Source organism: Paracandidimonas soli (assembly GCF_004342005.1).
GTDB lineage: Bacteria > Pseudomonadota > Gammaproteobacteria > Burkholderiales > Burkholderiaceae_B > Paracandidimonas > Paracandidimonas soli.
The window spans coordinates 425258-451703 of sequence record NZ_SMBX01000003.1 but is presented as its reverse complement, the minus strand read 5'-3'; the positions used below and the strand labels follow the sequence as shown (position 1 = coordinate 451703).

General features: G+C 63.6%; 21 protein-coding genes and 1 tRNA gene. 17 read left to right on the top strand and 5 right to left on the bottom strand.

Going from position 1 to position 26446, the window contains the following annotated elements:
• Positions 1-60: 60 nt before the first annotated feature.
• Positions 61-1278, top strand: a complete 1218-nt coding sequence (gene purT, locus EV686_RS09140) for a formate-dependent phosphoribosylglycinamide formyltransferase (protein WP_132475940.1) — start codon at positions 61-63, stop codon at positions 1276-1278.
• Between the two features lie 147 nt (positions 1279-1425).
• On the opposite strand, the gene lon is transcribed toward purT, so the two are convergent.
• From lon to tig, 4 genes are all read right to left on the bottom strand, one after another.
• A complete protein-coding gene (gene lon, locus EV686_RS09135; protein WP_132475937.1) occupies positions 1426-3909 on the bottom strand; it encodes an endopeptidase La in 2484 nt (827 codons plus the stop codon).
• A gap of 163 nt (positions 3910-4072) precedes the next feature.
• Positions 4073-5377, bottom strand: a complete 1305-nt coding sequence (gene clpX / locus EV686_RS09130; RefSeq protein ID WP_132475934.1) for an ATP-dependent Clp protease ATP-binding subunit ClpX — start codon at positions 5375-5377, stop codon at positions 4073-4075.
• Positions 5378-5599: 222 nt separating this feature from the next.
• The gene (gene clpP, locus EV686_RS09125; RefSeq protein WP_132475931.1) at positions 5600-6259 is read right to left on the bottom strand and encodes an ATP-dependent Clp endopeptidase proteolytic subunit ClpP; all 660 of its coding nucleotides are present in this window, start codon (positions 6257-6259) and stop codon (positions 5600-5602) included.
• Positions 6259-7569: a trigger factor gene (gene tig, locus EV686_RS09120; protein ID WP_132475928.1), complete on the bottom strand. Its 1311-nt coding sequence runs from the start codon at positions 7567-7569 to the stop codon at positions 6259-6261. The genes clpP and tig overlap by 1 nt, the downstream gene beginning before the upstream one ends.
• Positions 7570-7817: 248 nt before the next feature.
• On the opposite strand from tig, the gene EV686_RS09115 reads away from it, so the two are divergent.
• From EV686_RS09115 to EV686_RS09045, 15 genes are all read left to right on the top strand, one after another.
• Positions 7818-8993: an alpha-hydroxy acid oxidase gene (locus EV686_RS09115; RefSeq protein WP_243650811.1), complete on the top strand. Its 1176-nt coding sequence runs from the start codon at positions 7818-7820 to the stop codon at positions 8991-8993.
• Between the two features lie 121 nt (positions 8994-9114).
• Entirely contained in the window at positions 9115-10275 is a 1161-nt protein-coding gene (locus EV686_RS09110; RefSeq protein ID WP_132475925.1) for an ABC transporter substrate-binding protein, read from the top strand.
• A 61-nt stretch (positions 10276-10336) separates the two neighbouring features.
• Positions 10337-11218, top strand: coding sequence for a branched-chain amino acid ABC transporter permease (locus EV686_RS09105; RefSeq protein ID WP_132475922.1), 882 nt, complete (start codon positions 10337-10339; stop codon positions 11216-11218).
• A gap of 2 nt (positions 11219-11220) precedes the next feature.
• Complete coding sequence (locus EV686_RS09100) at positions 11221-12084, top strand: branched-chain amino acid ABC transporter permease (RefSeq protein ID WP_132475919.1); 864 nt, start codon at positions 11221-11223, stop codon at positions 12082-12084.
• Between the two features lie 29 nt (positions 12085-12113).
• Positions 12114-12941, top strand: a complete 828-nt coding sequence (locus EV686_RS09095) for an ABC transporter ATP-binding protein (RefSeq protein WP_132476085.1) — start codon at positions 12114-12116, stop codon at positions 12939-12941.
• 47 nt (positions 12942-12988) lie between these two features.
• The gene (locus EV686_RS09090; protein ID WP_132476082.1) at positions 12989-13726 is read left to right on the top strand and encodes an ABC transporter ATP-binding protein; all 738 of its coding nucleotides are present in this window, start codon (positions 12989-12991) and stop codon (positions 13724-13726) included.
• A 48-nt stretch (positions 13727-13774) separates the two neighbouring features.
• Positions 13775-13859, top strand: a tRNA-Leu gene (locus EV686_RS09085).
• Between the two features lie 119 nt (positions 13860-13978).
• Positions 13979-14797 (top strand): 2,3,4,5-tetrahydropyridine-2,6-dicarboxylate N-succinyltransferase, encoded by an 819-nt coding sequence (gene dapD / locus EV686_RS09080; RefSeq protein WP_132475916.1) that lies wholly within the window; start codon positions 13979-13981, stop codon positions 14795-14797.
• Positions 14794-15942, top strand: a complete 1149-nt coding sequence (dapE, locus tag EV686_RS09075) for a succinyl-diaminopimelate desuccinylase (protein WP_132475912.1) — start codon at positions 14794-14796, stop codon at positions 15940-15942. The genes dapD and dapE overlap by 4 nt, the downstream gene beginning before the upstream one ends.
• 29 nt (positions 15943-15971) lie before the next feature.
• A complete protein-coding gene (prmB, locus tag EV686_RS09070) occupies positions 15972-16868 on the top strand; it encodes a 50S ribosomal protein L3 N(5)-glutamine methyltransferase (protein WP_132475909.1) in 897 nt (298 codons plus the stop codon).
• A complete protein-coding gene (locus tag EV686_RS09065; RefSeq protein WP_132475906.1) occupies positions 16865-18802 on the top strand; it encodes an ATP-binding cassette domain-containing protein in 1938 nt (645 codons plus the stop codon). The genes prmB and EV686_RS09065 overlap by 4 nt, the downstream gene beginning before the upstream one ends.
• A gap of 241 nt (positions 18803-19043) precedes the next feature.
• Positions 19044-20201, top strand: coding sequence for a TRAP transporter substrate-binding protein (locus tag EV686_RS09060; protein ID WP_132475903.1), 1158 nt, complete (start codon positions 19044-19046; stop codon positions 20199-20201).
• A 153-nt stretch (positions 20202-20354) separates the two neighbouring features.
• Positions 20355-20993: a TRAP transporter small permease subunit gene (locus EV686_RS09055; protein WP_132475900.1), complete on the top strand. Its 639-nt coding sequence runs from the start codon at positions 20355-20357 to the stop codon at positions 20991-20993.
• Positions 20990-22915, top strand: a complete 1926-nt coding sequence (locus EV686_RS09050; RefSeq protein WP_132475897.1) for a TRAP transporter large permease — start codon at positions 20990-20992, stop codon at positions 22913-22915. Before EV686_RS09055 ends, EV686_RS09050 begins: the two co-directional genes overlap by 4 nt.
• Positions 22916-23208: 293 nt before the next feature.
• Complete coding sequence (locus tag EV686_RS09045) at positions 23209-24876, top strand: methyl-accepting chemotaxis protein (protein WP_132475894.1); 1668 nt, start codon at positions 23209-23211, stop codon at positions 24874-24876.
• A gap of 42 nt (positions 24877-24918) precedes the next feature.
• Here EV686_RS09045 and EV686_RS09040 read toward each other — a convergent pair whose 3' ends face one another.
• Entirely contained in the window at positions 24919-25677 is a 759-nt protein-coding gene (locus tag EV686_RS09040) for an RNA polymerase sigma factor FliA (protein WP_132475891.1), read from the bottom strand.
• Between the two features lie 244 nt (positions 25678-25921).
• On the opposite strand from EV686_RS09040, the gene EV686_RS09035 reads away from it, so the two are divergent.
• Positions 25922-26320: a flagellar protein FlaG gene (locus EV686_RS09035; RefSeq protein ID WP_132475888.1), complete on the top strand. Its 399-nt coding sequence runs from the start codon at positions 25922-25924 to the stop codon at positions 26318-26320.
• Positions 26321-26446 lie beyond the last annotated feature (126 nt).

Here is a 26446-nt window from a genome sequence, read left to right as displayed (position 1 = left end):
GTCCTCGGCAACTGCCGGCACTTCCCGCCTTTTCCTTTCATCGCCTGCACAGGGATCGCAATGTCCGCACCAGCAAAGCCACCCGTCCTGGGAACTCCCCTGTCCCCCCGCGCCGTGCGCGTCATGCTGCTGGGCTCGGGCGAGCTCGGCAAGGAAGTCATCATCGCCTTGCAGCAGCTCGGCGCCGAGACCATCGCGGTAGACCGCTACGCCAATGCTCCCGGCCACCAGGTCGCGCACCGCGCGCATACGGTTTCCATGACGGACCGCGACGCCCTGCGGCGCATCGTCGAGATGGAGCAGCCCGACATCATCGTGCCGGAAATCGAAGCCATCGCCACGGACCTGCTGGTCGAGCTGGAACAGGAAGGCGCGGCGCGCATCACGCCTACCGCCAAGGCGGCGCACCTGACCATGAACCGCGAGGGCATCCGCCGCCTGGCCGCCGAAGCCCTGGGCCTGCCCACTTCCCCCTACCGCTTCGTCGATACCCAGGCGGCGCTGCAGGAGGCCATCGACGACGGCATCGGCTATCCCTGCGTCGTCAAGCCCGTCATGTCCTCGTCCGGCAAGGGCCAGTCCATCATCCGCGGCCCGCAGGACGTCGCCTCGGCCTGGAAGCTGTCCCAGGAAGGCGGCCGCGTCGGCAGCGGCCGCATCATTGTCGAAGGCTTCATCGACTTCGACTACGAAATCACCCTGCTGACCGTGCGCTCGCGCAACACCGCCGGCGAAACCGTCACGCAGTTCTGCGCCCCCATCGGCCATCGCCAGGTGGACGGCGACTACGTCGAAAGCTGGCAGCCGCAGCCCATGTCCGACGCGGCGCTGGCCCGCTCCCGGGAAATCGCGCTGGCGGTGACGAACGCATTGGGCGGATGGGGCGTCTTCGGCGTGGAGCTGTTCGTGTCCGGGGACCAGGTGTGGTTTTCCGAGGTCAGCCCGCGTCCGCACGATACCGGCATGGTTACGATGATTTCGCAGGATCAGAGTGAATTCGTGCTGCATGCCCGCGCCCTGCTCGGCCTGCCCGTCCACGTCAGCCTGCGCCGGCCCGGCGCCAGCAGCGTCATCTACGGCGGCGTCGATGCGCAGGCGGTATCTTTCGGCAATGTCGACCAGGCGTTGTCCGAGCCCGGCGTGGACATCCGGCTGTTCGGCAAGCCAGAATCCTTCGTCAAGCGCCGCATGGGCGTCGCGCTCGCCGCGGGCGATACGGTCGAGGAAGCGCGCGGCAAGGCAAATGCCGCCTCCGCGAAGGTTACCGTCAGAACCTGAGAGCCGTTCTGCCTTTGATCTTCCCCTGTCCTGAAAGAGGCCGGCTCAAAGAAGAGAAGACAGGGGCTAAAAAGACGAAGCTCCGGCCTGAAAGGGCCGGAGCTTCTTTGTTACCGCTCAGCGGAACATGCTGCTGCAAGCAAAGGATCAGTGCCGGAACACGCCGCCCGAAGACGGGTCTTCCGCCTTCTTGGCGCTGGCAACCGATTCCGCCGCCAGCCTTGCCACTTCCTCGTCGGACAGCGGCGTCGGCATATGCTGCAGGGCGACTTCCAGGACGCGATCGATCCAGCGCACGGGAATGATCTCCAGCTGGTTCTTCACGTTGTCCGGGATCTCGGCCAGATCCTTGACGTTTTCCTCGGGGATCATCACGACCTTGATGCCGCCGCGATGCGCCGCCAGCAGTTTTTCCTTCAGGCCGCCGATGGCCAGCACCTCGCCGCGCAGCGTGATCTCGCCCGTCATGGCGACATCGGCCCGCACGGGGATGCCGGTCAGCGCGGACACGATGGCCGTCGTGATGGCGATGCCCGCGGACGGGCCATCCTTGGGCGTTGCACCCTCGGGGAAGTGCACGTGCAGGTCGCGCTTCTCGAACACCGTGTTGGCAATGCCCCATTGCTGGGCGCGCGAGCGCACGACCGTGCGGGCCAGTTCCACCGACTCCTTCATGACGTCGCCGAGCGAACCCGTGCGCTGGATGAGGCCCTTGCCCGGCATGTCCACCACTTCGATGGTCAGCAAGTCGCCGCCGACCTCCGTCCATGCCAGTCCCGTGACCTGGCCGACCTTGTTCTCGGTTTCAGCCATGCCGAAGTTGTAGCGGCGCACGCCCAGGAAATCGTTAAGGTTCTCCGACGTGACCTTGACCGTTGTCACAGGCCCTTGCTGCTCCTGCGCCTTGCTGCCCCGTCTCTTCGAGACCGCCTCGGGATTCTCGGCCAGCAGGCGCTTGACCACCTTGCGGCAGATCTTGCTGATCTCGCGTTCGAGCGCACGCACGCCGGCTTCGCGCGTGTAGTAGCGCACGATATCGCGCACGGCGCTATCCTCGATCAGCAGTTCGCCTTCACGCACGCCGTTGTTCTTCATCAGCTTGGGCAGCAGATGATCGAACGCGATGTGCACTTTTTCATCCTCGGTATAGCCCGAGAGGCGGATGACTTCCATGCGGTCCAGCAGCGCCGGCGGAATGTTCAGCGTATTGCTGGTGGCGACGAACATGACATCGGACAGGTCGAAATCGACTTCGACGTAGTGATCCTGGAACGTGTGGTTCTGTTCCGGATCCAGGACTTCCAGCAGGGCCGACGACGGATCGCCGCGGAAATCCGCGCCCATCTTGTCGATTTCATCGAGCAGGAACAGCGGATTGCGCACGCCGACCTTGTTCATGTTCTGCAGGATCTTGCCCGGCATGGAACCAATATAGGTGCGGCGATGGCCCCGGATCTCGGCCTCGTCGCGCACGCCGCCCAGCGCCATGCGCACGAACTTGCGGTTCGTAGCGCGCGCGATGGACTGGCCAAGCGAAGTCTTGCCCACGCCGGGAGGCCCGACCAGGCACAGGATAGGCGCTTTGAGCTTGTCGACGCGCTGCTGCACAGCCAGGTATTCGACAATGCGCTCCTTGACCTTCTCCAGACCGTAGTGATCAGCATCGAGCACGTTTTCGGCATTGGAGATCGAGTTGTTGATACGGCTCTTCTTGCGCCACGGCAGGCTGATCAGCGTGTCGATATAGTTGCGCACGACCGTGGCTTCCGCCGACATGGGCGACATCAGCTTGAGCTTCTTGAGTTCGGCCTCGGCCTTTTTCAGCGCTTCCTTGGGCATCTGGGCGGCGGCGATCTTCTTCTCGAGCTCTTCAATGTCGGCGCCTTCCTCGCCTTCGCCGAGTTCCTTCTGGATGGCCTTGACCTGCTCATTCAGGTAGTAGTCGCGCTGGCTCTTCTCCATCTGCTTCTTGACGCGGCCGCGAATACGCTTCTCGACCTGCAGGATGTCGATTTCGGACTCGAGCTGGGACAGCAGCGCTTCCAGGCGCTGGACCACCTCGACGCACTCCAGCATCTTCTGCTTCTGCTCCAGCTTGAGCGGCAGATGGGCGGAAATCGTGTCGGCCAGCCGGCCCGCATCGTCGATGCTGGACAGCGAACTCAGGATTTCCTGGGGGATCTTCTTGTTGAGCTTGACGTACTGCTCGAACTGCGTGACGACGGCGCGACGCAGCGCCTCGGATTCAGCGCCCGCCTGTTCCTCCGGAGCGATTGCCGCGACGACGGCCGAAAAATGGCTGTCTTCTTCCTTGACGGACTGAATGCGCGCACGCTGGACGCCTTCGACCAGCACCTTTACCGTACCGTCGGGCAGCTTCAGCATTTGCAGGATGCTGGCCACGCAGCCGATTTCATAGAGGTCGTCCGCAGCGGGATCGTCCTTGCCGGCGGATTTCTGCGCAACCAGCATGATGCCGTTGCCCGCTTCCATCGCCAGCTCCAGCGCCTTGATCGAGCGCGGGCGCCCGACGAACAGCGGGATGACCATGTGAGGGAACACCACCACATCGCGCAAAGGCAGCAGCGGCAGGTCGGTGGGCTCCAAAGAGAGTGTCTGGCTTGCAGCCATAGCAATTTCCTTTAAATGAACTGCCAGAAACAAAAAGGAAGCTAACTAAGGCTTCCTTTTTGTTTTATCGGTTTACCTGGAGCTTATCTAGCGACGATAGCGAGAAATTCAAGTCCCGCGACCCATACCCACACAAATCATAGGGTTATTGTGCTTTCCCCGCTCAGGCAGCCGCATTCTTCAGCGGCCGGGCCGGCGCCTCGGCGGCCTCGCCGCCTTCCGCAGCCTTCCCCTTCAGCAGGCTGGGGGATTTCCGCTCGGTGATGACGCCCTCGTCCACGATGACCTTGCTGACATCCTTGAGAGAAGGCAGTTCGTACATCGTATCGAGCAGGGCCTGCTCGACGATCGAACGCAGGCCGCGCGCGCCCGTACGGCGCTTCAATGCACTGCGGGCCACGGCGGAAAGCGCCTCGGGCTGGATATCCAGCTCGACATTTTCCATTTCAAACAGTTTCTGGAACTGCTTGATCAGGGAATTCTTGGGCTCGACCAGGATACGGACCAGCGTTTCCTCGTCCAGCTCCTGCAGCGTGGCGATCACCGGCAGGCGGCCGACCAGCTCGGGAATCAGGCCGAACTTGATCAGATCCTCGGGCTCGACTTCGGTGAACAGCTCGCCCACGCCGCGCTCCGATTTGGCGCGCACCGATGCGGAGAAACCGATGCCGGATTTCTCGGTGCGGTCGCGGATGACCTTTTCCAGGCCGTCGAATGCGCCGCCCACGATGAACAGGATATTGGTCGTGTCCACCTGAACGAAGTCCTGGTTGGGATGCTTGCGCCCGCCCTGGGGAGGCACGGACGCCACCGTGCCCTCGATCAGCTTGAGCAGCGCCTGCTGCACGCCCTCGCCCGATACGTCGCGCGTAATGGACGGGTTGTCCGACTTGCGCGATATCTTGTCGATCTCGTCGATGTAGATGATGGCGCGCTGGGCCTTTTCCACATCGTAGTTGCAGTTCTGCAGCAGCTTCTGGACGATATTCTCGACATCCTCGCCGACATAGCCGGCTTCCGTCAGCGTGGTCGCGTCGGCCATGACGAAAGGCACGTCCAGCATGCGCGCCAGGGTTTGCGCCAGCAGCGTCTTGCCCGAGCCGGTGGGCCCGATCAGCAGGATGTTGCTCTTGGAGAGTTCAACGTCGTCGCCCTTGACCTCGCCGTAGCGGATGCGCTTGTAGTGGTTGTAGACGGCCACCGCCAGCGTGCGCTTGGGCGTGTCCTGCCCGATGACATAGCCATCGAGGAAGGTCTTGATTTCCTGCGGCGTAGGCAGATCGTTGCGGACGGCATCGCGCGCGGCTTCCTGTGTTTCTTCCAGGATGATGTCGTTGCACAGCGAGATGCACTCGTCGCAGATGAATACCGACGGCCCGGCAATCAGCTTGCGGACCTCGTGCTGGCTTTTGTTGCAGAACGAGCAGTGCAGCACCTTTTCGTTCGATGATCCTTTGTTTTCGGACATGGAAGCTTGGACTCGCAGAAGGAGACGGCACGCGGGAACCGCGTGCTTTAACAAAATGCCCAGCGCCGCGCCTTGGGCTTGCACTCCCCCGAGGGGCGCTTTTGCCTAGGGGCGGCCCGGCGAAAAATAATACCCCCACGCTGCGCCTTCGGCTTGCTGCCCCCGAGGGGGCGCTTTTTGCCTAGGGGCGGCCCGGCGGCAAACGGGCTTCACAAGGTTGTCTTACGCCTGGTCGGCGCGCGACACCAGAATCTTGTCGACCAGACCGTACGATACCGCATCTTCGGCGGACATGAAGTTGTCGCGCTCGGTATCGACTTCGATACGCTCGATCGGCTGCCCGGTGTTCGCGGCAAGAATACTGTTGAGACGCTCGCGCAGCGTGAGGATTTCCCGCGCCTGGATCTGGATATCGGAAGCCTGGCCCTGGGCGCCGCCCGAAGGCTGGTGGATCATGATGCGCGAATTGGGCAGCGTATAGCGCTTGCCCTTGGCGCCGGCCGCCAGCAGGAAGGCGCCCATGCTGGCCGCGATGCCCGTGCACAGCGTGGAGACCTCAGGCTTGACGAACTGCATGGTGTCGTAGATGGCAAGCCCCGCGTACACCGATCCCCCGGGAGAGTTCAGGTACAGCGAGATTTCCTTGTCGGGATTCTCCGATTCCAGGAACAGCAACTGCGCTACTACCAGATTCGCGGAGTGATCGTTGACCGGCCCCACGAAGAAAATGATGCGTTCGCGCAGCAGGCGCGAATAGATATCGTAGGAGCGTTCCCCACGCCCCGACTGTTCCACGACGATAGGCACGTAGCCCAGTCCGGATGGCGTGACCGCTTCGCCGCCATGCAGCGAAGCGTAGAAATCGATGAATTGCGACGACATTAGTTGGTTCCCATCAATTCGTCGAAGCCTACATTGTCGTCGGTAACCTTGGCCTTGGACAGGACATGCTCGACGACATTGTCTTCCAGCACGATGGCTTCGATCTCGGCACGGCGCTGGCGATCCGCCAGATAGTATGCCACGACTTGGGCAGGCTGCTCGTAGCTCTGCGCGAACTCCTCGATGCGGGCGCGGACCTGCTCGGGCTTGGCGCGCAGGTCGGCTTGCTTGACCAACTCGCTGACCAGCAGGCCCAGGCGCACGCGGCGCTCGGACTCGGCGCGGAACAGGTCTTCCGGCAGCTCGACCGTGTCGGCGTTGGGCATGCCGCGCTGCTTGAGTTCTTCGCGGGCGGCAACCGTGCGGTCCTGGACATCGCTTGCGACCAGCGCCTTGGGCAGATCGAACGAGCTGGCCTGCGCCAGCGCGTCCATGACGGCCGCCTTGGTGCGGGCCTGGGCGCGCGCCTTGACTTCGCGCTCGATGTTGGCGCGGATCTCGGCGATCAGCTTTTCCACGTCGCCTTCGGCCTGACCCAGCGACTTGGCGAACTCGGCGTCGACCTCGGGCAGGACGGCCTCAGCCACTTCCTTGATCGTGATCGCGAATTCCGCCGTCTTGCCGGCAACGGTCGCGCTGCCATAGTTTTCGGGGAACGTCAGCGGGAAGGTCTTGCTTTCGCCGGCCTTCATGCCGCGAGCGGCATCCTCGAACTCGGGCAGCATGCGGCCCTGGCCCAGCACGAAGGGGAAGTCTTCCGCGGAACCGCCGTCGAAGGCCACGCCGTCGATGGTGCCCTTGAAGTCCAGCGTGACGCGGTCGTCATCCTGGGCCGCGCGGCCTTCGCGGGCCTCGTAGCTGGCGCGCTGCTTGCGCAGGACGTCGAGCGTCTTCTGCACGTTTTCGTCGGCCACTTCGATGACCGTGCGCTTGATTTCCAGCGCGCCGAGTTCCGGCACGGCGACTTCGGGATAGACTTCGAAGGTGGCCGTGAAGGCCAGGGAGCCTTCCTCGACGCCTTCGGTCTTGGGTTCGAGATTGGGAGCGCCGGCAACGCGCAGCTTGGCGCCTTCGATCACTTCGTCGAAGCGGCGGCCCACCTGGGCGTTGATGGCGTCGTAGCGGGCGCCGGGGCCGTGCGAGCGCTCGATGAGCGACAGAGGCGCCTTGCCCGGACGGAAGCCCTGGATCTTGGCGGTGCGGGCAATCTTCTTCAGTTGCGCCTGGACTTCTTTTTCAATGTCGGCCAGCGAAATGACCAGATCGACACGGCGCTCCAGGCCGGACAGAGTTTCAACCACGGGCTGCATTCGGTACCTATCGAGTTATGAGTGAGTAAGCAGTAAACCGTATATTTTACCGGAAAGTGGAAATCACGCTGCAAGCCGCCGCAAACCCCCTGTGAAGCACTCCGGCCCAACCACTTCGTGGCCCGCCTCGTGGCCTGCAGGCCAAGGCTTGCGCTTTGGCGCGTGATCGCACGTCGCGCGTAGCATTCCGCCTCCGCCTGATCTAGAATCTCTCCCTTGCATCCAGAAAATAATATCGGGGAAACGTCTTGATCGCTTGTTATCCGCGCGCGGCAAGCCGGGCGCTGTCCATCTCGGACCTGCGCGCCCTGGCACGGCGGCGCCTGCCCAAATCCGTCTTCGATTTCATCGACGGCGGGGCGGAAGACGAACTCACGCTGCGCGGCAACCGCGACGCCTTCGAACAGGTACGCATCGTGCCGCGCATCCTGGTCGACGTCGACCAGCCCGACCTTGCCACCAGCATCGTCGGCCAGCCGGCGGACGCGCCGTTCGTCATCGCCCCCATGGGCGCCTGCGCCCTGGCCTGGCCCGGCGCGGACCTGGCAATCGCCCGCGCCGCGCGCGATTGCGGCATTCCCTATACCCTGTCCACCATGGCCACCGTCAGTATCGAACGCATGGCCAGCGACGTGGGCGGCCGGCTGTGGTTCCAGCTATACGTGCTGCGCGACATGGATTTCTGCCGCAAGCTCATCGACCGCGCCGCCGCCGCGGGCTACGAGGCCCTGGTCGTCACCGTCGACCTGCCCGCAGGGGGCAAACGCGAAAAAGACCTGCGCAACGGCATCTCCGTGCCCATCCGCCCCAGCCTGCGGCACGTGCTGGCCGGCATCGCTCACCCCGACTGGGCGCTGCGCCTGCTGTCGGGCGGCATGCCCGACTTCGAGAACGTGCACGGCCTGCTCAACGACAACAGCGCCGGCATGACCATCGCCGCCAAGGTCGGCCAGAACCTGAACGCCAGCTTCCAGTGGGATGACCTGCGCCGCATGCGCGACCAGTGGAAAGGCCGGCTGATCGTCAAGGGGGTGGAACACCCCGACGACGCGCGCCAGTTGTGCGACCTGGGCGCCGACGCCATCTGGGTGTCGAACCACGGCGGCCGCCAGCTCGACGGCGCGCTGCCGACGCTGCAGGCGCTGCCGGGCATCGCCCGGGCCATCGATGGCCGCGTGCCGCTGCTGCTCGATTCCGGCGTGCGCCGCGGCGTCGACGCCCTGAAGGCGCGCATGCTGGGCGCGCAGGCCGTCTGCATCGGGCGCGCCGCCCTGTTCGGCGCGGCCGCCGGCGGCGAGGCGGGCGCCCGCCAGGCGCTCGACATCCTGACCGGCGAACTGCGGCTGGCCATGAAGCTGTCGGGAACCCCCAACATGGCCGCCGCCGCACACGGCCTGGCGCCACCCGCCGCATCCGCATCCTGATATTCTTCGATACCGCATACGACACATTCGGCCCGGATCCTCCAGACACATCGCCCGTCCAGGCAGCCCGCATTTCCACAACAACGACACGTTTCGACCATTCCATAAAAGGAGCCCTTCCATGAACACATCGCACAAAGCGCTCTCGCGCACGCTGCTGGCCGCCGCCCTGGCTGGCGCCGCCGGCCTGGCCCAGGCCGCCGACATCAAGATCGGCATCGCCGCCGCCTTGTCCGGCGGCGCCGCGCAATACGGCGCCTCCATCCGCAACGGCTTCCAGACCGCCGCCGACGAGATCAACGCCAAGGGCGGCATCAACGGCGACAAGATCGTGCTGGTCATCGAAGACGAACAGGGCAAAAAGGAAGAAGCCATCAATGTCTTCAAGAAACTGATCTTCCAGGACAAGGTGCTGATGATCTTCGGCCCGACCCTGTCGAATTCCGCCCAGGCCGCCTTCCCCATCGCGCAGGGCGCCAAGATCGTAGGCTTCGGCACGTCCACCACGGCCGACGGCATCACCGCCATCGGCGACTACATCTTCCGCAACTCGGTTACGGAAGCCGACGTTCTGCCCGTCACCCTGCAGACCGCCATCGCCAAGGCCGGCATCAAGAAGGTGGCCGTGCTGTACGGCAGCGACGACGTCTTCACCAAGAGCGGCTACGACAACTTCAAGAAGGCCATCGAAGCCCTGAACCTGTCCGTCACCACCACCGAAACCTTCGCCAAGGGCGACGTGGATTTCAAGGCGCAACTGACCAAGATCAAGGCCGGCAACCCCGACGCCGTCGTGCTGTCGGCCCTGCTGGCCGAAGGCGCGCCCATCATGGTGCAGGCCCGCCAGTTGGGCATCGACGTGCCCTTCATCGGCGGCAACGGCATGAACTCGGTCAAGGTGTTCGACATCGCCAAGGAAAAGGCCGATGGCCTGTACGTGGGCAGCCCGTGGTCGGCCAGCAGCGCCACGCCGGAAAACACTCACTTCATCGACACCTACAAGGCACGCTTCAACGCCATGCCCGACCAGTTCGCAGCGCAGTCCTACGACGCCATGAACATCGTCGCCCAGGCATTGAAAAACACCAAGATGACCGATAACCTGGCCGCCGACCGCACCGCCCTGCGCGATGCGCTGACCCAGGTCAGCCAAAAGGGCGCCACGGGCGACTTCGCCTTCCGTCGCGCCGAAGACAAGCGCGGCAAGCCCGCCGGCTACGACGCGCAGCAAACGCCCATCATCAGCATTGCCCAGGACGGCAAGTTCGTCATCACGCAATAAGCGATGACCCGCGCGGCGGGACGATTCCCGCCGCGCGCACACAGGCAGAAAGGAACCGGAAGTGCTTGAACAACAGCTTTTCAACGCCCTGGCGCTGGGCAGCGTGTATGCGCTGTTCGCCCTGGGATTCACGCTGATCTTCGGCGTGCTGGGCGTCATCAATCTATCCCATGGCGCCGTCTTCATGGTGGGCGCGTACGCCGCCATTGAAATCATCACCCAGTTCGATGCGCCCATATGGGCCGCGCTGACGCTGGCCTTCCTGGTGGCGGGAAGCGTCGGCCTGCTGATCGACGTCCTGGTCCTGAAGCCGCTGCGCGCGCGCAACGCGCCACACCTGATTCCGATGATCGCCACCATCGGCGTGGCCATCATCCTGAACAATTCCGCGCAAGGCATTTTCGGCGCGGAGAACAAGCGTTTCCCCGAAAATGCCGTGGCCGATACGGTATTGAACTTCTGGAACCTGCACATCACCGTGGTCGAGCTGGGCATCATCCTGCTGTCGCTCGCGCTGATGGCGGTGCTGATGTTCACCATCAAGAAAACCCAGTTGGGCCGCGCCCTGCGCGCCATTGCCGAATCGCCGCGCGCCGCCCACCTGCTGGGCATCAACGTCGAAGGGCTGTTCTACACCGTGTCGTTCCTGGCCGCCGGCCTGGGCGGCGTGGCCGGCGTGCTGATCGGCCTGTACTCCAATGCCGTGTTCCCGCTGATGGGCCAGCCCATCCTGCACAAGGGCATCGCCGTCATCATCCTGGGCGGCATGGGCGACATTCGCGGCGCCATGCTGGGCGGGCTGTTCCTGGGCTTTGCGGAAGTACTGTCGGTCGCCTACATCGGCTCCAGCTCGCGCGACGCCGTCGCCTTCGGCCTGCTGTTCCTGGCCCTGCTGTTCCGGCCCACAGGCCTGTTCGGCGTTTCGCAGGAGCGCAAGGTCTGATCATGGAAAACCTGGAAAATTTCTGGGCCATCTACAGCAATCTCGTGCTCACGCTGGGCACGAATTCCCTGCTGGCCCTGTCCATCTACCTGACGCTGTCATGCGGCATGCTGACCCTGGCCAACGCCGCCTTCATGAGCATCGGCGCCTATACCGGCGCCATCCTTACCCTTGACCACGACGTTCCGTTCGGCCTGGCGATCGCCGCCGCCATGGCGCTGCCGGCGCTGGTGGCCTTCATCATGGGCCGTCCGCTGCTGCGGCTGTCCGGCGTGTACCTGGCCATGGCCACGCTGGCCTTCGGCGAAGTGGTGCGCATCGTCATGCTCAACGCCGAACCCCTGACGGGCGGCGCGCTGGGCCTGAACGGCATCCCGCAACTGACGCAGCCCTGGCACATCGTGCTGGCGCTGGTGCTGGTCCTGCTGCTGCTGTGGCGCTTTCGGCGCTCGCGCATCGGCCGCGCCTTCGACGCCATCCGCGAAGACGAAACCGCCGCCAGCCTGATGGGCATCGACATCAATGCGCACAAGACGCTGGCCTTCGTGCTGGGCGCCGCCATCGCCGGCCTGGCCGGCGTGCTGAACGCACACCTGACGTTCTTCATCGGCCCCAATGAGTTCGGCTTCGACCGTGGCGTCGAGATCCTGACCATGGCGATCTTCGGCGGCATCAACGGCCTGACCGGCCCGGTGCTGGGCGCGGTCGTGCTGACGCTGCTGCCCGAAGTGCTGCGCGTGTTCCAGGACTTCCGCCTGGTGGCCAACGGCCTGATCCTGGTGCTGGTGGTGCTGTTCCTGCCCAAGGGGCTGTGGGATCCCGCCCGAATGCGCGGCTGGTTCCGCGCCAAGGGGGGCAAGACATGACCCAAGCGCATCAACCACAAGCCGGCAACGTGCTGGCCCTGGAAAACGTCTCGCGCAGCTTCGGCGGCCTGCATGTGCTGCAGGACGTCAGCCTGGCCATTCCCGGCCAGGGCATCTTCGGGCTGATCGGCCCCAACGGCGCGGGCAAAACCACCGTTTTCAACCTGATCACCGGCCTGCTGCCGCCATCGGGCGGCGCCATCCGCTTTGACGGGCGCGACCTGGCCGGCATGAAGCCGCACGACATCACGCGGCTGGGCATCGCCCGCACGTTCCAGAACATCCGCCTGTTCAAGGAAATGACGCTGCTGGAAAACGTCATGATCGGCCTGCACTCGCGCCTGGACTACCCCGCCGTCAGCTCCCTGTGGGTGGGCAGCGCTTTCCGCCGCGAAGAAAAGCGCGGCCGCGCGCGCGCCCTGGAACTGCTGTCCTGGGTGCGCCTGGAAGACAAGGCGCACCTGTTGGCCGACCACCTGTCGTATGGCGAGCAGCGCAAGCTGGAACTGGCCCGCGCCCTTGCCACCGATCCGCGCCTGCTGCTGCTGGACGAACCTGTGGCCGGCATGAACAGCGGCGAAAAGCAGGACCTGATGCAGGACATCCAGCGCATCGCCGAGCGCGGCTACGCCATCTTCATGATCGAACACGACATGCCCTTCGTCATGGGCTTGTGCCAGGACATCGCCGTGCTGAATTTCGGGCGCATCATCGCGCAGGGCGACGCAGAACACATCCGCACCAACCCGCAGGTCATCGAGGCCTATCTGGGCCGCGACGACGACGATGACATCGCGCAGGCTCAGACACAACCCGCTGGCGCATCCGCGCAGCCACAGGACGGAGCCACGGCATGAACACAACACCCGAACTGCTGCAGGCGCAAGCAAAGGTGCCGCCGCAAATGCAAGCCCAGACGCAACCGGGTGCGCAGCCGCTGCTGCGCGTCGACAACCTGCACGTATCCTACGGGCACATCCATGCCGTCAAGGGCATCAGCTTTGCTCTGAAGGAAGGCGCCGTCACCACGCTGGTCGGCGCCAACGGCGCGGGCAAGTCCACCACGCTGCTGGCCCTGTCGGGGCTGGTCAAGGCGCAATCGGGCGCCATCGCTTTCCAGGGCGACAGCATCACCGGACTTGCTCCGCACAAGATCGTCAAGCGCGGCGTGGTGCAGGTGGCCGAAGGCCGCGCCACCCTGACGCGCCTGACCGTGCGCGAAAACCTGGAACTGGGCGCCTACACCCGGCACGACCGCGCCGAACGCGCCGACGAGCTGGAAAAGGTGTTCGCCCTGTTCCCCCGGCTGCGCGAACGCGCCGACGGGCTGGCGGGCAACCTGTCGGGCGGCGAACAGCAGATGCTGGCCATCGGCCGCGCCCTGATGGCAAAGCCCAAGGTGCTGCTGCTGGACGAGCCCTCCATGGGCCTGGCGCCCATCATCGTCCAGGACATCTTCCGCATCCTGCGCGAGATCAACCAGCAGGGGCTGACGATCTTCCTGGTGGAACAGAACGTGCGCCAGGCGTTGCGCATTTCCGACTACGCCTACGTGCTGGAAACCGGCAGCATCGTGCTGGAAGGCACAGGCGCCAGCCTGCTGGGCCATCCGGACGTGCAGAAGGCGTACCTGGGCGGCTAGGCATGGGCATGCGTGACAAACTCACGCTATAATTACCGGCTTGCCTTTGCGAACGTGGCGGAATTGGTAGACGCACCAGATTTAGGTTCTGGCGCCGAAAGGTGTGAGAGTTCGAGTCTCTCCGTTCGCACCAGGCACATCATCCTTTCCACTGCACGGCAGGGCCCACGGCCCGCCGCCGGTCGGTCGCAGGGCGCGCCGACACAAGCGCCCTTCCTGTGTCCGGCTGCACAACCGAAGACACAGGACATCATGCAAGCAACTCAGGCACTCATCGAACAGGCGTGGGAAAACCGTGCCCAGCTCCGCGCGCACGCTGACGCCCCCCAATGGCAGGCTGCCGTCGATACTGTCATCTCCGCCCTGGACAGCGGCGCCAGCCGCGTCGCGGAGAAGATCGATGGCGCCTGGGTCACCCACGAATGGATGAAGAAAGCCGTCCTGCTGTCGTTTCTTTTCGAGTCCAGCCAGGTCATGGGCCAGGCGCCCCTGCAATACTATGACAAGGTGCCTCTCAAATTCCAGGACTACACCGAGCAGGACTTCGCCTCCCGAGGATTCCGCGTGGCGCCGCCCGCCGTCGCGCGCCGCGGCTCCTACATCGCCAGGAACGTCGTGCTGATGCCGTCCTACGTCAATATCGGCGCCTATGTCGACGAAGGCGCCATGATCGACACCTGGGCCACCGTGGGCTCCTGCGCCCAGATCGGCAAAAACGTCCACCTGTCGGGCGGCGTCGGCATCGGCGGCGTGCTGGAGCCGCTGCAGGCCAACCCCACCATCATCGAGGACAACTGCTTCATCGGCGCGCGCTCGGAAGTCGTCGAGGGCGTCATCGTCGAGGAAAACTCGGTGCTGGCCATGGGAGTATTCCTTTCACAAAGCACGCGCATCTACGACCGTGCCACCGGAGAAATCACCTACGGCCGGGTTCCGTCGGGCTCGGTCGTCGTACCCGGCTCCCTGCCCTCCGCCGACGGCAGCTACAGCCTGGCCTGCGCGGTCATCGTCAAGCGCGTCGACGCCAAGACCCGCGCCAAGACCAGCATCAACGAACTGCTGCGCACATGAGCACCGCCCGGACCAGCGTACGCAGCCACGCCGAAGCACTGATCCGCCTGGCATCCGTCACCCCGGACGACAAAGGCTGCCAGGACTACCTGGTCGGACAGTTGTCCGCGCTGGGCTTTCGCTGCGAAGCCATGCCGCACGGCAATGTCAGTAATCTCTGGGCCAGGCGCGGCGACGCCGCCCCCCTGTTCGTCTTTGCCGGGCATACCGATGTCGTGCCTCCCGGCCCGGCGGAACACTGGCTCAGCGATCCATTCACGCCGACGGAGCGCGACGGCCACCTGTACGGCCGCGGCGCGGCGGATATGAAATCCTCGATCGCGGCATTCCTGGCCGCGGTGCAGGATTTCGTGCGCGACCATCCGGCCCATACAGGTTCGATCGCCCTGCTGATCACTTCGGACGAAGAAGGCCCGGCGCACGATGGCACGGTGCAGGTCTGCCGCGCGCTGGAAGCGCGCGGAGAATTGCCCGACTACTGCATTGTCGGAGAGCCCACGTCGGTCGACCGGCTGGGAGACATGCTCAAGAACGGCAGGCGCGGCTCGCTGTCGGGCTCGCTGCGCGTGGAGGGCAAGCAGGGACACGTCGCCTACCCTCACCTGGCCGCCAATCCCATCCACCTGCTCGCTCCCGCGCTGCAGGAGCTGGCGCAGGAACGCTGGGACGAAGGCAACGAGTACTTTCCGCCCACCACCTTCCAGGTGTCCAACATCCACGCCGGCACCGGCGCCACCAATGTCGTGCCGGGAGAGCTGAGAATGGAATTCAACTTCCGCTTTTCCACCGCCAGCACCGAACAGCAGTTGCGCGAGCGCGTCGAAACCATCCTGCGCCGCCATGGCCTGCGCTTCACCCTGGACTGGACGCTGGGCGGCAAGCCCTTTCTCACGCCCAGGGGCCGGCTCAGCCAGGCGCTTTCCGCCGCCATCCGCGAAGAAACAGGCCTGGAAACCACGTTATCCACGACGGGCGGCACTTCGGACGGCCGTTTCATTGCCGCCATCTGCCCCCAGGTGATAGAGTTCGGGCCCATCAACGCCAGCATCCACCAGGCCAATGAAAGCATCCGCCTGGCCGACATGGAGCCGCTGAAACACATTTACCGCCGCACGCTCGAGCTGCTGCTGCCCGATCCAGCCTGAGCCTGCGACACATAACCTACAGGAACCGCATGCACGCCACCGCCTACCGGGATCTTCTCACCGTACGCGATCTTCTGCGCTACGCCGTCAGCCGCTTCCGGGCCGCCGAGCTGGTCTTCGGCCATGGCAGCGACAATGCCTGGGACGAGGCCGTCTACCTGCTGCTACACACGCTGAATCTGCCGCTGGATACGCTGGATCCATTCCTGGACGCACGAGTGCTGCCGGAAGAACGCAAGCAGTTCCTCGACCTGATCGGACGCCGCATCTCCGAGCGCAAGCCCGCGGCCTACCTGACGGGCGAAGCCTGGCTGCAGGGGCAGCGCTTCATCGTCAATGAAAACGTCATCGTACCGCGCTCGCCCATCGCGGAGCTCCTGTCCGAAGGCCTGACGCCCTGGGTCGCCGACCCGGAATCCGTCGTCACGGTGCTCGACATGTGCACGGGCTCGGGCTGCCTGGCCATACTGGCCGCCTACGCGTTCGAGAACGCGCTGGTCGATGCCGTCGACATTTCCGAGGCGGCGCTCGAGGTCACCGCGCAGAACATCGCCCTGCACGGCCTGCAAGGCCGCGTCTCCGCCCACCAGAGCGACCTGTTCGACAACCTGCCGCCCTGCGACTATTCCCTGATCCTCTGCAATCCGCCCTACGTCAACGCGAACTCCATGCATGTCTTGCCGGCTGAGTATATGGCCGAGCCCGACCTGGCGCTCGCCGGCGGCGAAGACGGCATGGACCTGGTGCGGCGCATCCTGGAACAGGCTCCGGCCTACATGGCCGACGACGGCCTGCTGATCCTGGAGATCGGCAACGAATACGACAACTTCCTGGCGGCCTTCCCCGACCTGGACCCGATCTGGCTCAGCACCGCCGAGGCCGAGGACCAGATCGTCCTGCTCAACAAATCGCAGTTGCTGACGTGATACGCGCCACCAACCTCGGCCTGCGCAGGGGCGTGAAAGTCCTGCTGGAAAATACGGACTTCGTCGTCAATCCGGGAGAACGCGTCGGCATCGTCGGCAAGAACGGCGCGGGCAAATCCACGCTGTTCTCCCTGCTCAAGGGCGAACTGGACGCAGATGCCGGCACTTTGAGCATTCCCTCCGGCTGGCGCATCGCCAGCGTGGAGCAGGACGTGGCGCACGATGCGCAGCCCGCGCGCGAATTCGTCATAGACGGCGATGTGCATCTGCGCCGGCTGCAGGCTCAGCGCGCCGCGCTGGATCCCGCCGACGGCCACCGCATCGCCGAGCTGGAAGCCGCGCTGGTGGAAGCGCAGGCCTGGAGCGCGCATTCGCGCGCGGAGCAATTGCTGGCCGGCCTGGGCTTCGCTCCCGAGCAATGGCAGTTGCCCGTCAACCAGTTCTCGGGCGGCTGGCGCATGCGCCTGGCTCTGGCTCGCGCCCTGATGGCGCCGTCGGAACTGCTGCTACTCGACGAGCCCACCAACCACCTGGACCTCGATGCCATGCTGTGGCTGGAGCGCTGGATCGCCGCCTACCAGGGCACCGTCATGCTGATCTCGCACGATACGGAATTCCTGGACAGCGTCGCCAGATCCATCCTGCACTTCGACCACGCCAGGCTGGTCTCCTACAAGGGCGACTACACTTCGTTCCTGACCCAGCGCGCCGAGCGCCTGCGCCAGACGAAGCTGGCATGGGAACGCCAGACCCGCGAGACCGCCCGCCTGCAAAGCTTCATCGACCGCTTCAAGGCCAAGGCCACCAAGGCCAAGCAGGCGCAAAGCCGCGTCAAGGCGCTGGCCCGCATGGAAAAGCTGGCGCCGCTGCATGCGGAGTCCGGCATCGACATCCATATTCCCGAACCGCTCAGCATGCCGGATCCCCTGCTGGTCCTGGACGAGGTCCGCACCGGCTACCGCACCGAGGACGGCGGGGACATCCCCATACTGCGCGACGTGAAGCTGATGGTGCGCGGCGGCAGCCGCATCGGTATCCTGGGCGTGAACGGCGCCGGCAAGAGCACTCTCATCAAAACGCTGGCGGGAGAGCTTGCGCCGCTGGCAGGCGAGCGCAAGGCATCGCGCGGACTGGAAGTCGGCTATTTCGCCCAGCACCAGTTGGACATGCTGGACCTGGAAGCCACGCCGCTGCAACATCTCGCAAGAATCGCGCCCCAGGCCAGGGAACAAGAGCTGCGAAACTACCTGGGCGGATTCGGTTTCGGCGGAGACGCCGTCACCGGCAAGATTGCGCCCATGTCGGGCGGCGAAAAGGCCAGGCTCGCGCTGGCGCTGATCGTCTGGCAGAAGCCCAATCTGCTGCTGCTGGACGAGCCCAGCAATCACCTCGACGTGGACACGCGCGAAGCGCTCGCCACCGCGCTGGCCGAGTTTCCCGGCAGTGTGCTGCTGGTTTCCCACGACAGGCACCTGCTGCGCACGACAGTCGACGATTTCTGGATCGTGGCCGACGGCGGCGTGACAGAGTTCGACGGCGATCTGGAGGACTACCGCGCCTGGCTGCTGCAGCGCGCGGCTGACCAGCGCACGGAAGCCCGCCAGTCGGAAGCCGCGTCTTCCTCCGGCACGGTCGACCGCAAGGCGCAGCGCCGCCAGGAAGCCGAGGAGCGCCAGCGCCTTTCCGCGCTGAAGAAGCCCATCGAAAAAGAGCTGTCCCAGATAGAAAAAAAGATGGATGCCCTGCGCGCCGAACTGCGAGACCTGGACGCGCGCATCGCCGATCCTGCTTTGTACTCCGACGCGCGCCGCGAAGAACGCCAGGACACCATGGCCGCGCACGGCAACGCGCGGAAATCGCTGGACGAACTGGAAGAGCGCTGGCTGGACCTGCAGACGCAGCTGGAAGCGCTGGAATCCCCCTCCCTCCCTTGACCGGACACCCCGGCATCTCTTCCCGCTTCCCGCCGCCGGTCCTCCGCGGCGGGAGTCCGCTTAGCGATTACCCTTAAATCTCTGGTTTTCCCTGATATTTCAATGGCGCGGTTATCCCTGATCAGGATTGACGCCCTCCTGCCATTCCCCTATAAATGTCGTGGCGATTGAACAATGCTTCAGTTTGCTACAACAACACAACAAACCACAGAAGACACCCTTCTCATCCAGGAGACACCCCATGAAAAAAAGGGTAGATAACAGCACCACGACCAATACCACTTCCGCCGTATCGCGCCGGAAATTCCTTGGCGGTGCTGCAGCAGGTACCGCTGCTGCCGCTTCACTTGCTTTTCCCGCCATCGCCAAGGCCCAGACGCAAACGAACTTCCGTTTCCAGAGCACTTGGCCCACCGTCGACATCTTCCACGAATTCGCGCTCGATTTCGCCAAGAAGATCAACGATATGACTGGCGGCGAGCTGCGCATCGAAGTCCTGCCCGCCGGCGCGGTCGTTCCCGCCTTCGGCCTGCTGGACGCGGTGTCCAAGGGAACCCTGGATGGCGGCCACGGCGTGCTGGGCTACAACTACGGCAAGCAGAACGCCCTGGCTCTGTTCTCCTCCGGCCCTGCCTTCGGCATGGACGCCAACCAGATCCTAGCCTGGCACAAATACGGCGGCGGCAAGGAATTGCTGGCCAAACTCTACGAGTCCATCGGCGGCAACGTGGTTTCCTTCCTCAGCGGCCCCATGCCCACCCAGCCCTTCGGCTGGTTCAAGAACCCCATCACCAAGCCTGAGGATCTGAAGGGCCTCAAGTTCCGCACCAACGGCCTGGCCATCGACCTGTTCACCGAAATGGGCGCAGCCGTGAACGCGCTTCCCGGCGGAGAAATCGTGCCGGCCCTGGACCGCGGCCTGCTCGACGGCGCCGAGTTCAACAATGCGTCCTCGGACCGCGCGCTGGGCTTCACCGACGTATCCAAGGTGTGCATGCTGCAAAGCTTCCACCAATCGTCGGAAACCTTCGAGATCATTTTCAACAAGGACAAGTACAACGCGCTGCCAACGCAGCTCAAGGCCATCATCGACAACGCCGTCGAAGCCTCGTCCGCCGATATGTCCTGGAAGGCCGTGGACCGCTACTCGCAGGACTACATCCGCCTGAAGGAAGACGGCGTGCGCTTCTACAAGACGCCCGACTCCATCCTGCAGCAGCAACTGGTCGTCTGGGACAAGATCGTCGCGGAAAAGGCCAAGACCAACCCGCTGTTCGATGAAATCGAGAAATCCCAGCGCGCCTTCGCGCAACGCGCCCTGTCCTGGGACATGGATACAAACAACAACAGGCGCATGGCCTACAACCACTACTTCGGCAAGAAGCGCGCCGCGGGCTGAACCACTTCCGGTTCTTTATCAAGCATGCTCCATTCGGGAACACCACCGTGCAACATACAAGGCACGGCCGGTGTTCCCGGCGTGTTCTCGCGCGTGCGGCACAACTGCAACGCGCATCTCATTTCACTGCACTAGCAGCAAGGTGAAACTACCATGCAGAATATTCTGGTCTTGATCGACCGGTTCAATACCTGGATAGGGCAGTTGTTCGGCTGGCTTGTCCTGGCGTTGACCCTGTTTGTTTCCTACGAAGTATTCTCCCGCTACGTCCTGTCCCAGCCGCATGCCTGGTCATTCGATGTGATGAACATGCTGTACGGCGGCCTGTTCATGATGGCGGGCGCCTATACGCTGTCCAAGAACGGCCACGTCAGGGGCGACGTTCTCTACGGCTTCTTCCCTCCCCGCCTGCAAGCAGGCCTGGACCTCACCCTCTACTTCCTGTTCTTTCTGCCCGGCGTCATCGCCATGTTCTGGGCCGGCTACTATTACGCCGCCGAATCCTGGGCCATCCAGGAGCACTCGAACATCACGGCCGACGGCCCCCCCATCTATCCTTTCAAGGCCGTCATCCCGCTGGCTGGCTTCTGCCTGCTACTGCAAAGCTTCGTGGAAATCGTGCACTGCGTGCGCTGCCTCAAGCTCGGATACTGGCCCAGCCGCGACAAGGACGTCGAGGAAGTCGATGTGGACAAGCTCATGGACATGGTGGATGTCAAGAGCGACGACATCAAGAAGCTGGACGTCTACGTCACCGAACAGGAAGGAAACAAGAAAGGAGACCAGCCATGAGGAAAGAAGTCTGGTTCGGTCTGACGATCCTGATCGGCATCGTCCTGAGCATTATCATCTTCATGCCGGCGCCCGCCGACATGACCAACGGTCACCTCGGCCTGCTGATGCTGGCGCTCATCGTCGTCACCATCATGCTGGGTTTTCCCACTGCTTTCACCCTGATGGGCATGGGGGTCATCTTCACCCTGCTTGCCTACCGCGACATGGGCACGAATCTGGCCATCCAGCAGACCCTGGACCTGATGGTGCTGCGCACCTACGCCGTCATGACCAATGACGTGCTGATCGCCGTGCCCCTGTTCATTTTCATGGGCTATCTGGTCGAACGCGCCAACCTTATCCAGAGCCTGTTCCAGGGCATGCACCTTGCCCTGGCCAGGATTCCGGGGTCGCTGGCGGTGGCGACCATCGCCACCTGCGCCATCTTCGCCACCGCGACCGGGATCGTCGGCGCAGTGGTCACGCTCATGGGGCTGCTGGCGATGCCCGCCATGCTGCGAGCGGGATACAGCGTGCAGCTCACGGCGGGCTCCATCACGGCGGGCGGGTGCCTGGGCATCATGCTGCCGCCCTCGGTGCTGCTGATTCTGTACGGCGCCGTCGCCGGCGTTTCCGTCGTCAAGCTGTACGCGGGCGCCTTCTTCCCTGGCTTGATGCTGGCCGTCCTCTACATGCTGTACGTCATCATCCTGGCCAAACTGCGCCCGAGCGTCGCGCCTCCGCTGTCCGAAGAAGACCGCCGCGTACCGCTGCCCGATTACGCCCAGGCAATCAAGGAGACGATCACCAATCGCGCCGTCCCGGGCCTGATCAGCGCCATGAAAGGCCGTCGCAACATCAACGTCCCGATGAGCGTGCTTTTCAAGAACCTGCTCATCGCCCTGCTGCCGGCCCTGCTGTTCTTCGCCATCGCGGGCACCAGCTACCACAATCAGACCAGGCCGATCCAGGAGCAGGCCTATGATCTGCAGGAACTGGGCTTCGACTCTTTCGACAGCGGCAGCAGTTTTGGCGGCCTGGAAGAGCCTCCCGTCGAATTCGGCTTGGCGGAACCGCCCATGGAGTCGTCCGGCCTGGCCGAGCCGCCCGGAGCCGAGCCTCTTGCGCAATCCAGCGCGGAAACCTCCGAGGCCCAGGCCGTCGCGGAAGAAGCCAAGGCGGAACGCCGTCCCGCGTCCACCACCTTCTGGATCTTCTTCGCCATCGGCAGCCTGGCCATGCTGGCCTACTACGCCATGCTGACCTTCGCCCGGCTGGAAATCTTCAAGATGCTGCTCAGCTCCTTCTTCCCGCTGACCATCCTGATTCTGGCCGTGCTGGGCAGCATAGTCATCGGCCTGTGCACGCCGACCGAGGCGGCGGCGCTGGGCGCGCTGGGCGGCATGCTGCTGGCGCTGGCCTACCGACGGCTGAATTACGCCATGGTCAGGGAGTCCGTCTACCTGGCGGCCAAGACCAGCGCCATGGTGTGCTGGCTGTTCGTGGGCTCCAGCATCTTCTCTGCGGCGTTCGCCTTGCTGGGCGGCCAGGAAATCATCAACAACTGGGTGCTGTCTATGGATCTGACTCCCATCGAGTTCATGATCCTGGCGCAGATAGTCATCTTCCTGCTGGGCTGGCCGCTGGAATGGACGGAGATCATCATCATCTTCATGCCCATTTTCCTGCCGCTGCTGGCGCACTACCAGATCGATCCGCTGTTCTTCGGCCTTCTGGTCGCGCTGAACCTGCAGACTGCGTTCCTGTCGCCTCCTGTAGCCATGTCCGCCTTCTACCTGAAGGGAGTTTCGCCGCCGCACGTGACGCTGAACCAGATATTCCTGGGCATGATGCCGTTCATGGCAATCCAGGTTCTCGCCATCGTCATCCTGTACATGTTCCCTGGCATCGGCCTCTGGCTGCCCAGCGTACTGTACTGAACTTCGCGCGAAGGGGCGTCGTCCATCGCGACGGCGTCCGCAAGCGGCACATAAGCCGCTTGTCGCCATACAACGATGTTTTCAGAAGCGCATGCCTTGGCATGCGCTTTTTGCTTGGTGGAAACCCTCTATTTGCATAATGCTATTGACTCTGGGCATACAAAAATCAATACTTAACGTTAATAAATCAATATTTTTATTACAACCATCGGCACGTACGGGATCGACCCTCGCTCCTCCATCGATACCCGTCCGAAACCACGCCGCCATTCAAGCTGCGCCAAAGAGAGCTCATGAGGAAGAACCTGCCAGTCACAGACAACGAAACCGTCATGCGCCCGGATCAGTACCTGATCTCGAAAACCGACAAGAAAGGCCGCATCATCTACGCCAACCCCGCCTTCGTCGAGGTCAGCGGTTTTTCCTACGAAGAACTCATAGGCCAGCCGCACAACCTGGTCAGGCACCCTGACATGCCGCCTCAAGCCTTCGGGGATTTGTGGCAGACGCTGAAATCCGGCGAACCCTGGCTGGGCATGGTCAAGAACAGAAGAAAAGACGGCGGCTTCTACTGGGTGCAGGCCAGCGTCGCGCCCATCGTCGAACATGGTGAAGTCACCGGTTACGCCTCGGTGCGCGTGAAACCCTCCGAAGCCCAGATACGCGATGCCGAATCCTTTTACGCCCGCATCAACGCGGGGCGATCCGGCGGCCACATCATCCATCGCGGCAGAAAGACCGAGACCGGCTGGCGCCGCCTTCTGTCTCGGCTGGCCGCGCCCTTCCGTCCTACCCTAGGGGCATCGCTGTTCCGCCTGATGGGCGGTTTTCTCCTGCTTGCCGGCGCCGCCTGGCATCTCGGCCAGAAGCAAGCGCCGGAAGCCGCGCCCGGCATATGGCTGGCGCTCCTGCTGGGTCTTCCCGCCGCAGGTCTTTGCCTGTACGGCTGGCGTACCGCCCGGCGCATTCTGAAGCCGTTGGACGACATCGCCTCTATCGCCCGGCAAATTTCCGCAGGCAACCTCGCGGTGGATATCCGCACCAATGCCAGCAATGAGATGCAGCAGTTGTACTTTTATCTGGACATCATGCGCAAAAGCCTGATGGATATCTCGGGCAATGTGAATGCCGGCGTGGACTCCACCGTCCGGACAGCCGCCGGGCTGAACCAGAGCAATGCGCAGCTGGAGCGGCGCACGCACGAGCAGGCGGAATCGATCCGGCAGACTGTCGCCAGCATGGAGCAATTCACGGCCGCCGTCGGCCGCAATACGGACAATGCCTTGCACGCAAACCGGCTGGCCGATACCTGTATGCAGACCGCGCAACGCGGCAAAGACGCCATGACGGAGCTGATCGCGACCATGCAGGGAATCCGCGAAAGTTCCGGCAAGGTGGGAGAGATCATCGGCATGATCGAAAGCATCGCCTTTCAAACCAATATCCTGGCGTTGAATGCCGCCGTCGAATCGGCGCGCGCCGGCGACGCCGGCAAAGGATTCGCCGTCGTCGCGGGGGAAGTCAGAAGCCTTGCCCACAAAAGCAGCCAGGCAGCCAAGGAGATCAAGACACTGATCGACGAATCCGTCGACAGAATATCGCAAGGCGCCGATCAGGCGCGGGCGACGGACCAGACCATGCAGGACATCATGCAATCGGTCGAATCCACATCCAGAGTCATGGACCAGATATCGTCGGCCTCGGTGGAGCAATCCTCCGGACTGGCGCAAATACGCGGCGCCATCGAGTACATGGATGCGGGAATCGGGGAAAACCGCCGCCTGGTCCAGGAACTGGGAACGGCGGCAAAGCACTTGTCGGAAGACAGTCTCAAGCTGAAGCGCACTATCGAAGTGCTGGCCGCCCGCAAGGCATATCCGGAGAAAGTGTCGGCGCATGCCGCCGTCGCGAACAAACCTTCCTCGGCGCGGCGCCTGCAAACCGCCTCGCCAGGCATCTGAAGCGGGGCAGCCACCCCTCTGGAGGGCGGATCGGCATCCGCCCTAAAGTATCATTTGCAGATCGGCGGCGCCGGGGTGGACATCCCAGGCTTTGTCCGTCAGCGCAGCCCTTATCCTGAGCACCGCCTGCGATTTCAGCTGGGAGACCCTGCCTTCCGTCACGCCCAGCACGCTGGCGATTTCCTTCTGGTTGAGATCCTGCTCGAAGTGCAGGGACAGCACCAGCTTCTCCCGCTCGGGCAAGGCATCGATGGCGGAAATGACAGCTTTGCGCAGCGCCTGCGACATCAGCTTGCCCAGCGGCGTATCCGAACCGTTGTCATCGCCGCTGATCAGGTGCCCCAGCGGATCGGGCTTGTTCTCGTCGCCGCGCGCCAGGTCCTCATAGTGCAATATCTGCACGCCGCGCGCATCATCCTGAAGCAGTTGGTAGTCCTCCAGCGACATTCCCAGCTCTTCCGCGATTTCGTGCTCATGCGCCGGGCGCAACAGGCGGTGCGTCAGGCGCTGTATCGCCTGCTCGATGGATTTCGCCTTGGCCCGCACACTGCGCGGCAGCCAGTCCTGGCTGCGCAGCTCATCCAGCATGGCGCCGCGGATACGCATGATGGCGTAGGTTTCGAACTGGGCATCCGCGGAAAACTGATAGCGCCTGATGGCGTCCAGCAAGCCCATCATGCCCGCCTGGATCAGGTCGTCGAGCTCCACGCTGGCGGGCAGCCTGGCCAGCAACTGCAGCGCCAGACGCCTTACCAGCGGCGCATGCTGTGCGATCAGACGATTTTCTTCGGAGACGGCCATGCTGGAATCGTGGATGAATGGATGCTTGATTATCCGCCAGGCCTCACCCGTATATTGAAGCGATAAAGCAAGGAATCCACGCGCTGTTCCCGCATTTATGGCGGCAGCAGGCTAAAGATGCGCCCAAGCCTGCCGTTACAGGGCCCAGGCAGTGTACGGCGGGGTCCCGCCAGCCGCACCCCACCGGAAATCCAGGCGCAGGAATTGCATGCGCCCGCAGCCACCAGACACAGGAGCGTCACCCATGGTTCAACCACTTGCCATCGGACCGGCAGCATTCGCAGGCAATCCCGCCGTTCCCGAGACAGGACATCCCTTCGTCGCGCCGGATTCCGCGATCTCGGTTCCACCCACCGTCGAAACCACGAACAGCAACCCCACGGCCGGCAATCGCAATGGCTCATCCCAGGAACAGTCCGGCAATCAGTCGCTCGACAAGACCATCGAACAGTTGAACTCCGAAATGCAGGCTTGGTCCACCGGAATGCGCTTCGAGATCGACGATGACGCCCAGCGGGTCGTCATCTCGATCATCGACTCGGCCTCCGGCGAGGTCATCCGTACGGTTCCTTCGGATGCGGTCCTGCGCATCGCCAAGATGATCGTCCAGTTCCAGGGCAATACGGTCGACACCCAGGCCTGACACTCCCCGCCCCGGCCGGCGCTTCCGGGGGAAACAGCCCAAATGCGCAATGAGCCCTTGGATCTGGCGTTTATCGGCGGGATTGCATTGGCTCAATTGCAACGAAAATATCCGCAGGAGAAACAC